The organism is Erythrobacter tepidarius (assembly GCF_002155695.1).
Classification (GTDB): Bacteria; Pseudomonadota; Alphaproteobacteria; order Sphingomonadales; family Sphingomonadaceae; genus Erythrobacter; species Erythrobacter tepidarius.
The window spans coordinates 1-12579 of sequence record NZ_MUYJ01000002.1 but is presented as its reverse complement, the minus strand read 5'-3'; the positions used below and the strand labels follow the sequence as shown (position 1 = coordinate 12579).

The following is a 12579-nucleotide window of genomic DNA, read 5'->3' as shown; positions in this document are numbered from 1 at the left end:
CCTTGTTGGAGTTCGAGTCGATGCTCACTGACACCTCTCCCCCTGCCGATTTTTCCTATGACATGGCGCAGGACGGCGCGGGCCTGCCCGCGCGGGTGGCGATCTATGGCGAGGATGCGGCGCTGCGCAAACAGATCGCCGCCGATCTCGGCGGGGCGGGGTTCCGCACCATCGACGGCGGCAGCATCGCCGCGCTGATCGAAGGGCCGATCGCGCTGCTGGGCGATGTGGTGCTGGTCGATTGTCCGGTGGCGGGCAGCCGCGGGATGGACGGGCTGATGCTCGCCGGCCTCGCGCGGCTCGACATGCGGGTGGCGCGTTCGGGGGCGAAACTGATCGTCTCGACCAACCTTGCGGGGTTGGATGATGTCTTCGCCGTGCTTGACCAGTCGACTCCGCAGATTCTGGTCGATCCCGGCCGGGCCGAGCGTATTGTCGCGGTTGCCCGGACGATGGGCGAAGCGGGCGCGGCGCGGGTGCGGGAATTGGCCGAGGAAGACCGGCTGACGTTGCTGCGGCTGTCCCAGCAGGTCGAGGCGATTGCGCGCTCGCTTGACCGGATCTCGCGGCCCGATCCGCGCGCGGCGCGGCCGATCGACAGCGTCCGGCGCGATACGCCGGGTATGGCCGGCGTTTCCGCCAAGGGCTTCGTCACCCCCGCCGGCCAGCCACCCCTGCCCGATCCGCGCGTGGTGCGGCAAGTGATCGCCAACCGCCAGGCGCGTGCGCGCTTCTTCGATGCCGAACTGTTCGGCGATCCGGCCTGGGACATGCTGCTCGATCTCACCGCCGCGCATGGCGAAGGCGTGCAGGTCTCGGTCACCTCGCTGTGCATCGCCGCTGGCGTGCCTGCGACCACGGCGCTGCGCTGGCTGACCCAGATGGTCGAAACCGGGCTGTTCGTGCGGGTGCCCGATCCCTCCGACAGACGCCGGGCCTTCATCGCGCTGTCCGACCGATCGCTGACGGCGATGGCAGGCTATTTTGCGAGCCTGCGCGGTCCGGTGACGCTTGCGGCCTAGCGGTCTTCAGGGCCGGTAGCGCAGCACCAGCGTCAGGCCAGCTTGCGCTGCGCCCGAGGGTGCGTGCGCATCCCATCGCCGCCGCGTCGCATCGGCGCGGGCGCGGGCGAGGATTGCGGGCGGAACCGGCCCGTCGAGCAGCAGCACATCCGCCTCGCCCAGCAGCCGCGCCTGCTTCAGCGTCAGGTCTTCAGGGTCCGCGCTGGCGAGGATGATCTGCGCCATCCTGGGCTCCGGCGCAGCGGTGCTGCCCGTCGCCCAGTCCGCCACCCGCTCATGCGCCTGCGGATCGAACGGATCGAGCACGCCGCCTTCGCGCAGCGCCGCATCGACCGCGCGCCGCCGCTCGGCCCCGTCCGGAAAACGCGCCCGCAGCACGGGGCGCGCCGCGTCCAGCGCCTTGGCCAGCAGCCCCAGCGTCTCCGGCAGCACCCGTTCGAGCCGAAGCCGGACGTGCTTGGCCAGCCCCGCCGAGGCTCCGCCAGTGCCGATCGCCACCAGCAGCGGATCGCGGTCGAGAATGCTCGGCGTGGTGAAGTCGCATAGCTCGGGCCGGTCGACGACATTGACCAGCATCCCGGCACAGCGGGCATTGATCGCCGCGACCTCGCACGCCCGCGCATCGTCATAGGCGATGAAGGCGAGCCGCACGCCCTCGTCGATCGCGCGGGCGAGATCGTCCACCACCACGCCGCCCGCGCGCTCCACCAGCCGCCGCTTGGGCTCGGCCGACGGCCCTTCACCCAGCACCAGCACCTGTTGCCCGGCGATCCGGTGAAACAGCGGCAGGCTGGCGATCTGGCTCATGCGCGGCTCAGGCGAGCCATTCCGGCACGCGCTCGGCGTCCATGATCGCGCCCGCCTCGATCCGGTCGGCGACCACGGCGAACCTGTCGCCATCGACCAGCACTTCGGCGACAAAGCCGCGCGAATTGTAGGAGGAGGCCATGGTCGCGCCATAGGCTCCGGCGGTGCGGAATACCGCGAGATCGCCCGCCTGGAGCGCATCGCATGTCCGGCCCATCGCGAAGGTGTCTCCCGTCTCGCAGATCGGCCCGACGATATTGGCGGTCATCTGTGCGCCGCGGGGTTCGACCGCCTCGAAATGGTGATAGGCCCCGTAGAGCGCCGGACGGGCGAGATCGTTCATCGCCGCATCGACGATCACGAAGGGATCCTTGATCCCGCGCTTGACCCTGATCACGCGGGTCAGCAGCACCCCGGCATTGCCCGCGATCACGCGGCCCGGTTCGAAAATCAGCTTCACGCCCCAGTCCCGCGTCACCCGCGCCACCATCGCGCCATATTCGGCAGGCTGGGGCAGCACCTCGCCCACGCGGTAGGGCACGCCAAGCCCGCCGCCGAGATCGACATGGGTGATGGTGTGGCCCGCCCCGCGCAAGCTGGTCACCAGCGCGCCGAGCTTTTCAAAGGCGGTCTCCAGCGGTGCGAGATCGGCGAGCTGGCTGCCGATATGCACCGCCACACCGCGCAAGGCCACCCCCGGCAGGCCCGCCAGCTTGCCGAAGATCTGCCCCGCCGCGCTGATCGGCACGCCGAACTTGTTGTCGGCCTTGCCGGTCGAGATCTTGTCATGGGTGCCCGCATCGACATCGGGATTGATGCGCAAGGTGCACTGCGCGGTCATCCCGCGCGCGGCGGCGATCGCGGCAAGCTCGACGCCCTCTTCCTCGCTCTCGATGTTGAACTGGCCGATCCCGGCGTCCAGCGCGGCGACCATTTCGGCCGCGGTCTTGCCGACGCCCGAAAAGACGATCATCTCCGGCGCGATTCCCGCCGCCAGCGCACGGCGCATCTCGCCCACCGATACCACGTCTGCGCCCATGCCCTGGCCTTGCAGCACCTTGAGCACGGCAAGGTTCGGATTGGACTTGACCGCGAAGGCGATGAGCTTGTCCGGCACATCGGCCAGCGCCTCGCGGAACACCCGCGCGTGGCGTTCCAGCGTCGCGCGCGAATAGACATAGACAGGGGTGCCGACGGCCTCTGCAATCCGCGGCAGCGGCACGTCTTCGGCGTGCATCACGCCGTTTCTGAGAGTGAAGTGGTCCATGGTTCTTTTCGTTATTCGGGCGGCAGATCGAAGGGATCGTCCTGCCGTTCTTCCGAACGGCGGCGCAGTTCGACGCTGCGCTCGGGCGCGGCAAGCGCGTCGCGGCGCAGCAATTCATCGGCGCTCGGCGCAGTGCTGGCCCCGTGCGGAGCAACCGGCAGGCGGGCACCGGCGGGCGGGGTGAGCGGCGCGCGCGCACCGCAGGCAGCCAGCAGCATCGCAACGACAAGCAGGATAACAGGCCGCATCATTCCTCCATTCCCAGCGCTGCGCGGGCGCGGGCCACCTGCCAACGGACCTGATCGGGCGCGGTTCCGCCATAGGAGGCCCGCGCCGCGACCGAGGCATCCACCGACAGCGCAGCATAGACGCTTTCGTCGATCCGCGGATCGATTGCCTGAAGATCGGCGAGCGGCAGTTGGTCGAGCGCCACGCCGCGGTTCTCGGCCAGCTTCACCGCGCTCCCCGTGATGTGGTGCGCCTCGCGGAACGGGATGCCGCGCGCGCGCACCAACCAGTCGGCAAGGTCGGTGGCGGTGGCATAGCCGAGTTCGGCCGCGGCGCGCATCCGGGCCGTGTTGAAGCTGCTGCCGGCGATCATGCCCGTCATCGCCGCGATCGCCAGTTCCATCAGGCTCGCGGCCTCGAACACCGGCGGCTTGTCGTCCTGCATGTCCTTGGAATAGGCGAGCGGCAGGCCCTTCATGGTGATCATCAGGCTGGTCAGCGCGCCGATCACCCGGCCCGAATGCCCGCGCACCAGTTCGGCGGCATCGGGGTTCTTCTTCTGCGGCATGATCGACGAGCCGGTCGAGAGGCTGTCGGGCAGGCGGATGAAGCCGAAGGGTTGGCTGGCCCACAGGATCAGCTCCTCGGCAAGGCGCGAGAGGTGGAGCGCGGTGGTCGAGCAGCACCACAGGAAATCGAGCGCGAAGTCGCGGTCGGAGACCGAATCGAGCGAATTGGCGGTCGGGGCGTCGAAGCCGAGCGCGGCGGCGGTCGCATCGCGGTCGATCGGAAAGCCGGTTCCGGCCAGCGCAGCGCTGCCCAGCGGACATTCGTTCATCCGCGCGCGCGCATCGGCAAGGCGCGAACGGTCGCGCCGCAGCATCTCGTAATAGGCCATCAGGTGGTGGCCGAGGGTGACCGGCTGCGCGGTCTGCAAGTGGGTGAAACCGGGCATGATGCTGTCGGCGTGCTCGCCTGCGCGGGTGACCAGCGCCCGTTGCAGCCGGGCGAGGCCTTCGTCCATCCGGTCTAAGGCGGCGCGCACCCACAGGCGGAAATCGGTCGCCACTTGGTCATTGCGGCTGCGCGCAGTGTGGAGGCGCCCGGCGGCAGGGCCGATCAGTTCAGCGAGCCGCGCCTCGGTGGTCATGTGGATGTCTTCGAGATCCCAGTTCTCGGGCACGCCATTGGCTTCGTATTCGGCGGCCACCGCATCAAGCCCGGCGCTGATCGCCTGCGCGTCCTTGGCTGGGATGATGCCGCTTGCGCCGAGCATCGCGACATGGGCCTTGGAGGCGGCGATATCCTCGCGCCAGAGCGCCTTGTCGAACGGGATCGAGGCGTTGATTTCGCGCATGATGGCGCTAGGGCCATCGGCGAAGCGGCCGCCCCACATCGCGTTGGTCGCGGCCCCCTGACTGGAGCCTGTCATGTCCCGCTCATCCTTCATCCTGGCACTGCCGCTCTTGCTGCTGGCGGCCTGCGATAGGCCCGCCGACGCGCCAGCGCAACCGGCTGAGACGGGCGCTGCGGCCAAGGCGGCGGCCGGCGTGGTCGAGCGCCGCTTTGCCGGCACGCCGCTGCCGGCGATGCAGTTCACCGATCCGGAGGGCAGGACGCTCGATCTCGCGGTGCAGGACGGGCCGGTGCTGCTCAACCTGTGGGCCACCTGGTGCGCGCCCTGCGTGATCGAAATGCCGCAGCTCGATGCGCTCGCGGGCGAGCTGGAGGGCGAGGTCAGGGTCATCACCGTCAGTCAGGACATCCGCGGTGCCGAGGTGGTGACGCCGTTCTTCGCCGAAAAAGGCTTCACCCGGCTCGAGGCCTGGCTCGATCCCGAAACCCGGCTTTCGGCGCAGTTCAGCCCCGAAGGCGTGCTGCCGCTGACGATCCTGTTCGATCCAGCGGGCAAGGAGGTGCTACGGGTGACGGGCGGCTATCAATGGGACAGCCCCGAGGCCATCGCGCTGATCCGCGACAGCCTCAAGCCCGCCCGGCGCTGAGGCGGAGGAGGCAGGCAGCTGACCGGCCCGCGCGCGGATTTCGGCACCGTCTTGCGCGCCTTCGCCGGCGCGTCCTGCGCGCCGCGGCCGAAGGTCTAGAGCGTCGCGGTCTGTCCGCCGTCGACCTTGATCGCGCTGCCGGTGATGAAACTTGCGCGCGGGGAGGCGAGGAAGGCGGCGATGTCGCCGAACTCCTCTGGCCGTCCGAGCCGCCCCGCCGGGATCGCCGCGACCGAGCGGGCGGTGACCTGCTCGGCAGTAAGGCCCTGCGCTGCCGCCATGCCGGCGTGCAGGCTGGCAAGGCGATCGGTGGCGATCTGGCCGGGCAACAGCAGGTTGACCGTCACCCCGTCGGCAGCGACCTCGGCCGCCAGCGTCTTGCACCACGTGGCCAGCATCGCGCGCACCGCGTTGGAGAGCACGAGGCCGGGGATCGGGGTGACGAGACTGGTCGATGCCACGGCGAGAATCCGTCCGTAGCCGCGCGCGCGCATTCCCGGCAGCAGCGCCTGCGCGAGCGCGATCTGGGTGTTGAACATCCGCCCCATCACCGCCGCAAATGCATCCGGCCCGGTGCTCACGGCCGTCCCCATCGGCGGACCGCCGCTGTTGAGCACGAGAATATCGAGCGCCGCGCCGTCGAGCGCGGCAAGGATCGCCTGCGCGGCGCCGGGATCGTCGAGATCGGCGATGATGTGGCGCTCGCCCGGATTGCCCGAGCGCGCCACGGTCGAAACCTCTGCGCCTTCGGCCGCGAGACTTTCGGCAATCGCGCGGCCCAGCCCCTTGCTCGCGCCGAGCACCAGCGCCTTCTTGCCTGCGAGCCCAAGATCCATCGCCACGATCTCCCGTTCCGGCGTGCTGCGCGTGGTGGGCGGTGACGGGCTCGAACCGCCGACCCTCTCGGTGTAAGTCTGTGAAATAATATTGTCAATAGATATCATTAAATATCAAAATCAAGGCATTTTACGACGTAAAATATTGATTTTAAGTCACTTTTATGCTACACGTCATCTCGCCAGAGATCACCCTAATCCGCGCTCTGCGGATACACGGCTGGATACACGAGGAGACATAGTGATGGGCGCATCGCGGCTCAAACCGCTCACAGTCAAAGAAATCCAGAAGCTGACGGCGACCCCGCCATCGACAATTAAGCACAGGTCCTTGGGCGGCGTGCCGGGCTTCGTCTTGGTCCACACTCCAGCCGGCTACACTGGGTACGGGTTGATCTACCGGGCTGGGGGTGAACGTAAGAAGCTGACCCTTGGCAGCACGAAAATGCTGTCCCTAGGCGAAGCGCGCAAACTCGCTGGGCAGTTCCGGGCCAAGGTAGAGGCTGGCTACGACCCCCACGGCGAGAGGCTGGAGAAGCGGCGCCAGGAGCTTGAGCAGCGCCGGCTAGAAGAACAACGCCTCAAGCTCGATGTGGAGCGGATGTACGCGAAGTACATGGATCTGGTGGGAAGCCAGTTGCGCAGCCGGCGCGAGAAAGAACGCATTTTCCGGATGTATATCCTCCCGTACGTGCAGGGCCTATGTGTGACTGAGATCATGAAGAACCACGCACTCGAAGCGATTGACGCTCTCGTCGCTCGCGGCCGACGTCCCATGGCCGACAAGGTTCGTCAGGAAGGCTCCGCATTCTTCGAGTGGCTCATCGAGCGCGATCACGTCGACCGCAACGTGTTTGGCCGCATCCGCAAAATGAAGAACGTCAAGACGATCCGCAGGCGCGTGCTTTCCGATCAGGAAGTCCGGGCCATCTCGCACGCCAGCGAGACGGAGGGGCGTTGGAGCTGCTGGATCAAACTCCTCATCCTTACAGGATGTAGAAACATGGAGGTGCGCGGCGCGTCGTGGTCGGAATTCGATTTCGAGGCTCGTCTTTGGACTATCCCTGCCGAGCGCTACAAGAATGGGCTCCCCCACACGATCTACCTTACGGATGCCATATTGGAGGTTCTGGACGCGGTTCCGCGGTTCAAGGATGTCGATCTTCTATTTCCCGCTGTGGGCAACGCGAACAACCCGATGTCGGGCGACCAGAAGATGAAGGACAGGATCGATAAGCTAGTGCGCAAAAGCATGGCGGAGGCTGGGGCGCCTGAGCCCGACAACTGGTGCGTGCACGATTTCCGCCGGACGATTGCCACAGGGCTGCAGCGTCTTGGGTTTCGGCCGGACATTGCCGACCAGGTTATTGGGCACGTTGGTTCGACCCGGCGCGGCGCAGGCGTCCACTATCTCCATCACGGTTACGATGAGGAAAGAAAGCAGGCGCTAGAAGTCTGGTCTCAGCACATTATCAAGGTGATACGTGGCGATGACGAAGGGCAACAAGGATCCGGCGCGCGGGAGCAGTAAGCCCAGCAAGAGTATACCCGACTTCATGATTCCGGACAGTGACGAGCACCGCCGACAATCCCTTACGGAGAATATAGATCTTTGGGTTGATGCGGCGACCTATGGCAGCCTCAGCGCCGGTGACTGGGAAGATCGATTGTCACTCATAATGATGGCCAAGGAAGTTACCGAGGCTGCCCGAGCTGCGCAGTGGTCCGATGCGGTCGGTAGGACGCATGTGGAGCTGGGATTGGCAGATAGGTCTGGCCAACGAAATAGCCACGATGAGCTCGCTCGTTCGTTCTATCTTCGGACCGCGTTGCTGCACCTCTTGGAGATCGTCGAAGCGCCTCAACACTTTAAGGATGACGTGTCGAGATGGCTTGATCACAAGATGCCCAAGAATGCGCCCAAGAGAGGAGCCGTTCAGCGGGTCTTGATCGAGCAGCCTGAGCTCGCAGGGCAACTTGCTCAGCTAGCCAAAGAAGCTGCTTGCAGTCGGCGCCTTGTGGATCGCTATCTTAAGGAGGGGAGCGTTCAGCTGATGCCGTAGTTGGACACTAAAGGGTTTGTGTCCATGCTCTCTGCTGTTTTTATGTGTAAGCCGCCGATGGGCGGTGAGTATCAATGCTATGAAATAAAATAGCATTTTTGTCGTCTCCTGTCGGCAACAGAACAGGAGAAAGACTATGATGAACGAACAGAAACGGCCCATCCGCTTCATCAGACTGGAGGAGGTGAAGGCGCGAACTGGTCTCTGTGCAATGACGATCTATCGCATGGAGAAGGACGAAGCATTCCCCCAGCGTCGGAAGATCGGCAAACATGCCGTCGCGTGGGTCGAAGCCGAAATCGATGATTGGTGCGAAAAGCGCGCCTCGGGTGAACCGTGGGGAGGCGAGCAGTGATCGCCGAGACCCCCGTGTTGACGCCGCTCCAGGAGCTTGCGTTGCAACTGCTCCGCAGAGGTTACCATCCACTCGCGCTGCCGCTAGGCAGCAAGGCTCCAGGAGCCCCAGGTTGGCAAAACAGGCTACCTACCGAGGAATCTCTGATCCGCGACTTCCAAGTTCAGCGGAACATAGGGTTGCTGCAGGGTGTTCCGGCTCCCGACAACACCTTCCTGGTGACCATCGATATCGACATTGATGACCACCCCCTGATGACTTGTGTGGGGAGGGCCATTGGTCGAGATGTACCCACCAAGAGGGGCAAGAAGGGGGCGTCGTATCTCGTCCGTGGAGTCGGCGAGATCAAATCGCAGACCCTTCATGATTATCGTGGCGGGAAGAAGCGGCCGGCAGGCGATATTCTCGCAAAAGGGAAACTCACGGTCATTCCCCCCTCAACTCACCCCGACACGAAGTTACCATATCAATGGGTCAACGATCTGACGCCGCTATCCGTTCGCTACGAGGAGCTGCCGCTCATAAGCGAGGCCACAATCGATGAGATCAAGGTCTTTCTGCGAGATGATAACAACCCGATCGCTGCGCTAAACGACATGGTCTGGAAGGGCGTGGGCGGGGGAGGAAACACGCACGACACGTGCGTGAGCGCAGTTGCGAGCATGGTCGCCCGCGGCTGGCCAGACGATGCCATCATTGCCCGCATCCGCCGTGCGAAACGCGAAGCCTGCGAGGACGCCGGTGAAGCCTACAACTGGCCGAAAGACTTGCAGACCATTCAGGAGTGGATCGATAGCTCCCGCGAGAAGCAGTTCGGCTCGCGGAGATCGAAATCTAAGCCTTCGCACGGTGAGCTCGCCAATTTCGTCGTCGCCAAACATGGCAGCATTATTCGCCGCGATAGGGGGCGGCGGGACTGGTGCGTGTTCAACGGCAAGTTCTGGGGGGAGGGGGCGACCGAGGAGGTGAAGACCCTCATCCGATCGTGCTTGCCCGACGAGCAAGTGTTCAAGGGCACCATCGATGGCATTGAAGGTGTGATGCGGCTCTACCCAGAACTTTCTGTCGAACCTGACCGCTGGGACGCCCACAAACACCTGTTGAACTGCCCTGATGGAACGTACGATCTGCGGACGGGAGAGCGGCATGATCACGATCCGGGTAACCACATCACCAAGATCACACGAGTTTCCCCGCGGTTCGACTACCAGGAAAGCCGGTGGCTCAAGGCGATCGATACTTGGTTCGGCGGCGATCCCGTGGAGATCGAGTACATCCAGACCCTCTTCGGCTTGTTTCTGACCGGCGAAACCCGCGACGAGTGCGTCGCCATGTGGATCGGCAAGAGCGGTGCGGGCAAAACCAAGATGACCGACATCATGGGCTACATTCTGGGCGATTATGCCCAGACGGCGACCGACACCGCATTCCTCGAGGTCCGCTACCACCCTCACCAGGAAGAGGTGGCCCGGATGCGGGGCAAGCGGCTGGTCTTCATCCACGAGGTTGAGGGCTACCTGAACCTTAGGCGGGTCAAATCTATCGCGTCGGGCGAAGCGGTTTCAGCCAGCTTCAAAGGTAAAGACAGCTTCGAATTCCGGCCCGAAGCGAAGATCTGGTTTGTTGGCAACGAGGCCCCGCCTACCAAATCGTCGGGTCGTGAGTTGCAGCGCCGGTTCCACGTCTACGAGTTCATGCGCCAAATCGAAGAGAAGGATATGGACCTCAACCTCGGGGCCAAGCTCCAGGAGGAGGCTGACCAAATTCTTGGTTGGGCCATTGATGGCGCCAAGAGCTACTATAGGGACGGTCTCGTTCGGTCGCCGCACGTGGTCGAGTCCACCAAGCGGTACTTCGCTGACGCTGACATTGTCGAACAGTGGATCGAGGAGCGTTGCATCGTCGAAGCCGGCGCTTCTGAGATAGTCGCCAACCTGTTTGATAGCCACAACATGTGGGCTGATGAATGCGGAATCCGACATAAGCTGGACAAGGGGCGGCTCTCACAGCGGCTTAAAGCAAAGGGATTTGCCCTAGAGCGCAAGGTTAAGTTGGCCAGCTCGAAGAACTTGCGCCTCGCATGGGCGAAGCAGCCTGCCTCGAGCACGGGGCCGGGGTCGCGTCCTTCGCGATAGAGGTCGTTGTAGCCGCTATAGGCATCGGCCTGTAGGATCCCGGACCAGCCTGCGAGATGGGCTTGCGGGTGCTCGCCGCGCCGATCGCGCGAGTAGTGGAACAGCGCCGCCGGTGGATCAGACCCGGCGAACGGCCGATCATCGCGGACGTAGACCCATAATCGGGCCACATCGGTCTTGCCCTTGGCCATGACCGGCACGGTGGTATCGTCGCCGTGGATGCGGTCTGCAGCCAGAACGTGCGCCTCGATCAGCTTGTAGATCGGCATCAGCGCGTGAGCAGCGGCGCCGACCTGATCGGCCAGGGTCGAGAGACTGAGCGGCACGCCTTCGCGAGCGAACCGCTCGGCCTGACGGTTGAGGGGCTGATGCTGCCCATACTTCTCGAACAGCAGCATGGCGAGAAAGCTGGGCCCGGCCCATCCGCGGGGCACCACATGGAAAGGAGCGGGGGCCTGAGCGATCTTCTCGCAGTCCCGGCACGCAAACTTCTCCCGGACCGTCTGGATCACCTTCCACGAGCGCGGGATGACCTCGAGCGTCTCGGTGACGTCCTCGCCGAGCTTGGACAGCCGGTCCCCACCGCAGGCCGGGCAGGAACAGGGGGCAGGCACCACCACGCGCTCGCGGGGGAGGTGCTCGGGGAACGGCTTCCTTGCCGGGCGCTTGCGCTCGAAGGCAGTGACCGTGGTGGTCTTCGCTGCCGCTTCCTCGGCAATCAGATCGTCCTCGGTGGCGTCAGCCTCGAGCTCTTCGAGCTGCAGCTCCATCTGACCCAGCAGGCGTCGGCTGCGCTCGGCGCTGGGGCCATACTGCTCGCGCTTCAGCTTGGCGATCTGCAGCTTGAGGTGAGCGATCAGCGCCTCGATGGCGCTCTGGTGGGCCATGGCGTTGGCGAGCTTGGCCGTGGCAGTGGCAGCGTTCTGCTCGGCCTCCTCGGCTCTGCGGGCCATCGTCGCCACCAGCGCCTTGAGCGCTTCAACGTCGTCTGGCAGGGGCGAGATGGCGGCTTCCACAGGAGAGATGGAATCATGTTCCACCCTCTGCCGCAAGGGCAAAACACCGCCTTGCGACGATTATCCTGCGCTCTGCGGCCGCCACGTATACTGGGGGTTCCTCCAGTCGATCCCCTCCAGCAGGCAGGCCAGCTGCGAGGGGGTCAGCGACACCGTTCCCTCCTTGGCCGACGGCCATACGAACCGGCCCTTCTCGAGCCGCTTGGCGTAGAGCGACATGCCGATCCCGTCGTGCCATATGATCTTGATCAGCGAGCCCGCGCGGCCGCGGAATACGAACAGATCCCCGCCATGCGGATTACGCTTCAGGCCCTGCTGCACCAGCAGTGCCAGGCCCTGCATGCCCTTCCTCATATCCGTGTGGCCCAGCGCGATCCACACCCGCGCGCCGGAAGGGATCATCGCAGAGCCTTCAGCGCGGCAGCGACCAGCGCCGGCGATGCCGCAGCGAAAACGCTCAGCCGCTTGCCGCGTGGCAGGTCGATGATCATCGCCGGGTGCTCGGCAGCGCTGACCGGCACCGCGTCCCCGTCGATCACCGCTTCGGCGAATACCGGCGTGGGAAGCGCATCCGGCGCCTCGGCCTCCTGCGCCGCGCCTGCATCGAGCAACTTGCGCCGCCAAGTGTAGATCAGCGCCGAGGAGATATCGTGCCGCCGACACACCTCGGCAACGCAGGCGCCAGGCGCGAACGCCTCGGAAAGGATCCGCAGCCGTTCTTCCTCGCTCCACCGGCGCCGCCGCTCCGGCCCCGAAAATACCGTCACCTGACCCATCGACCACTCCTAAGCGCGCTCAAAAGAGCACGCTAAAGAGCGCTCGCTACCTACCCGCGCAAGGCGGCCCC

General features: G+C 65.0%; 13 protein-coding genes and 1 pseudogene. 6 read left to right on the top strand and 8 right to left on the bottom strand.

Annotation, left to right across the window (positions count from 1 at the left end; all coding sequences use genetic code 11):
• Positions 1-20 precede the first annotated feature (20 nt).
• Positions 21-1022, top strand: a complete 1002-nt coding sequence (locus BZF61_RS01845) for a helix-turn-helix domain-containing protein (protein WP_086617154.1) — start codon at positions 21-23, stop codon at positions 1020-1022.
• A gap of 6 nt (positions 1023-1028) precedes the next feature.
• Here BZF61_RS01845 and BZF61_RS01840 read toward each other — a convergent pair whose 3' ends face one another.
• Genes BZF61_RS01840 through argH form a run of 4 tightly spaced genes read right to left on the bottom strand, consistent with a single transcriptional unit; the run spans position 1029 to position 4720 of the window.
• A complete protein-coding gene (locus BZF61_RS01840) occupies positions 1029-1829 on the bottom strand; it encodes a precorrin-2 dehydrogenase/sirohydrochlorin ferrochelatase family protein (RefSeq protein ID WP_086616944.1) in 801 nt (266 codons plus the stop codon).
• 7 nt (positions 1830-1836) lie between these two features.
• Positions 1837-3096 (bottom strand): diaminopimelate decarboxylase, encoded by a 1260-nt coding sequence (gene lysA / locus BZF61_RS01835; protein ID WP_086616943.1) that lies wholly within the window; start codon positions 3094-3096, stop codon positions 1837-1839.
• An 11-nt stretch (positions 3097-3107) separates the two neighbouring features.
• Positions 3108-3347, bottom strand: a complete 240-nt coding sequence (locus BZF61_RS01830) for a hypothetical protein (protein WP_425429592.1) — start codon at positions 3345-3347, stop codon at positions 3108-3110.
• Entirely contained in the window at positions 3344-4720 is a 1377-nt protein-coding gene (argH, locus tag BZF61_RS01825; RefSeq protein ID WP_086617152.1) for an argininosuccinate lyase, read from the bottom strand. The genes BZF61_RS01830 and argH overlap by 4 nt, the downstream gene beginning before the upstream one ends.
• A gap of 34 nt (positions 4721-4754) precedes the next feature.
• Here argH and BZF61_RS01820 point away from each other — a divergent pair, with 34 nt between their 5' ends.
• The gene (locus BZF61_RS01820; RefSeq protein ID WP_169711923.1) at positions 4755-5327 is read left to right on the top strand and encodes a TlpA family protein disulfide reductase; all 573 of its coding nucleotides are present in this window, start codon (positions 4755-4757) and stop codon (positions 5325-5327) included.
• A gap of 95 nt (positions 5328-5422) precedes the next feature.
• Here BZF61_RS01820 and BZF61_RS01815 read toward each other — a convergent pair whose 3' ends face one another.
• Positions 5423-6163, bottom strand: coding sequence for an SDR family oxidoreductase (locus BZF61_RS01815; RefSeq protein WP_086616942.1), 741 nt, complete (start codon positions 6161-6163; stop codon positions 5423-5425).
• Between the two features lie 244 nt (positions 6164-6407).
• Between BZF61_RS01815 and BZF61_RS01810 the strand changes: the two genes are divergently transcribed.
• From BZF61_RS01810 to BZF61_RS01795, 4 genes are all read left to right on the top strand, one after another.
• Positions 6408-7694 (top strand): tyrosine-type recombinase/integrase, encoded by a 1287-nt coding sequence (locus BZF61_RS01810; protein WP_086616941.1) that lies wholly within the window; start codon positions 6408-6410, stop codon positions 7692-7694.
• A complete protein-coding gene (locus BZF61_RS01805; RefSeq protein ID WP_086616940.1) occupies positions 7654-8226 on the top strand; it encodes a hypothetical protein in 573 nt (190 codons plus the stop codon). The genes BZF61_RS01810 and BZF61_RS01805 overlap by 41 nt, the downstream gene beginning before the upstream one ends.
• A gap of 136 nt (positions 8227-8362) precedes the next feature.
• Entirely contained in the window at positions 8363-8581 is a 219-nt protein-coding gene (locus tag BZF61_RS01800; protein WP_211276699.1) for a helix-turn-helix transcriptional regulator, read from the top strand.
• A complete protein-coding gene (locus tag BZF61_RS01795; RefSeq protein WP_086616939.1) occupies positions 8563-10716 on the top strand; it encodes a phage/plasmid primase, P4 family in 2154 nt (717 codons plus the stop codon). The genes BZF61_RS01800 and BZF61_RS01795 overlap by 19 nt, the downstream gene beginning before the upstream one ends.
• Here BZF61_RS01795 and tnpC read toward each other — a convergent pair.
• The 3 genes and pseudogenes from tnpC to tnpA form a co-directional block, all read right to left on the bottom strand.
• Positions 10614-11732 (bottom strand): annotated as a pseudogene (gene tnpC / locus BZF61_RS01790) (IS66 family transposase); the annotation flags it as partial. The gene BZF61_RS01795 and the pseudogene tnpC overlap by 103 nt on opposite strands.
• A gap of 60 nt (positions 11733-11792) precedes the next feature.
• The gene (tnpB, locus tag BZF61_RS01785) at positions 11793-12134 is read right to left on the bottom strand and encodes an IS66 family insertion sequence element accessory protein TnpB (RefSeq protein WP_086616938.1); all 342 of its coding nucleotides are present in this window, start codon (positions 12132-12134) and stop codon (positions 11793-11795) included.
• Positions 12131-12508, bottom strand: coding sequence for an IS66-like element accessory protein TnpA (gene tnpA, locus BZF61_RS01780; protein ID WP_086616937.1), 378 nt, complete (start codon positions 12506-12508; stop codon positions 12131-12133). Before tnpA ends, tnpB begins: the two co-directional genes overlap by 4 nt.
• Positions 12509-12579: the final 71 nt, after the last annotated feature.

What these genes read in the sequence shown, in the direction of transcription:
- tnpA (WP_086616937.1), bottom strand. Translation starts at nt 12,508, where the DNA reads ATGGGTCAGGTGACGGTATTTTCGGGGCCGGAGCGGCGGCGCCGGTGG.
- lysA (WP_086616943.1), bottom strand. Translation starts at nt 3,096, where the DNA reads ATGGACCACTTCACTCTCAGAAACGGCGTGATGCACGCCGAAGACGTG.
- BZF61_RS01805 (WP_086616940.1), top strand. Translation starts at nt 7,654, where the DNA reads ATGACGAAGGGCAACAAGGATCCGGCGCGCGGGAGCAGTAAGCCCAGC.
- BZF61_RS01845 (WP_086617154.1), top strand. Translation starts at nt 21, where the DNA reads ATGCTCACTGACACCTCTCCCCCTGCCGATTTTTCCTATGACATGGCG.
- argH (WP_086617152.1), bottom strand. Translation starts at nt 4,720, where the DNA reads ATGTGGGGCGGCCGCTTCGCCGATGGCCCTAGCGCCATCATGCGCGAA.
- tnpB (WP_086616938.1), bottom strand. Translation starts at nt 12,134, where the DNA reads ATGATCCCTTCCGGCGCGCGGGTGTGGATCGCGCTGGGCCACACGGAT.
- BZF61_RS01840 (WP_086616944.1), bottom strand. Translation starts at nt 1,829, where the DNA reads ATGAGCCAGATCGCCAGCCTGCCGCTGTTTCACCGGATCGCCGGGCAA.
- BZF61_RS01800 (WP_211276699.1), top strand. Translation starts at nt 8,363, where the DNA reads ATGATGAACGAACAGAAACGGCCCATCCGCTTCATCAGACTGGAGGAG.
- BZF61_RS01810 (WP_086616941.1), top strand. Translation starts at nt 6,408, where the DNA reads ATGGGCGCATCGCGGCTCAAACCGCTCACAGTCAAAGAAATCCAGAAG.
- BZF61_RS01830 (WP_425429592.1), bottom strand. Translation starts at nt 3,347, where the DNA reads ATGATGCGGCCTGTTATCCTGCTTGTCGTTGCGATGCTGCTGGCTGCC.
- BZF61_RS01815 (WP_086616942.1), bottom strand. Translation starts at nt 6,163, where the DNA reads ATGGATCTTGGGCTCGCAGGCAAGAAGGCGCTGGTGCTCGGCGCGAGC.
- BZF61_RS01820 (WP_169711923.1), top strand. Translation starts at nt 4,755, where the DNA reads ATGTCCCGCTCATCCTTCATCCTGGCACTGCCGCTCTTGCTGCTGGCG.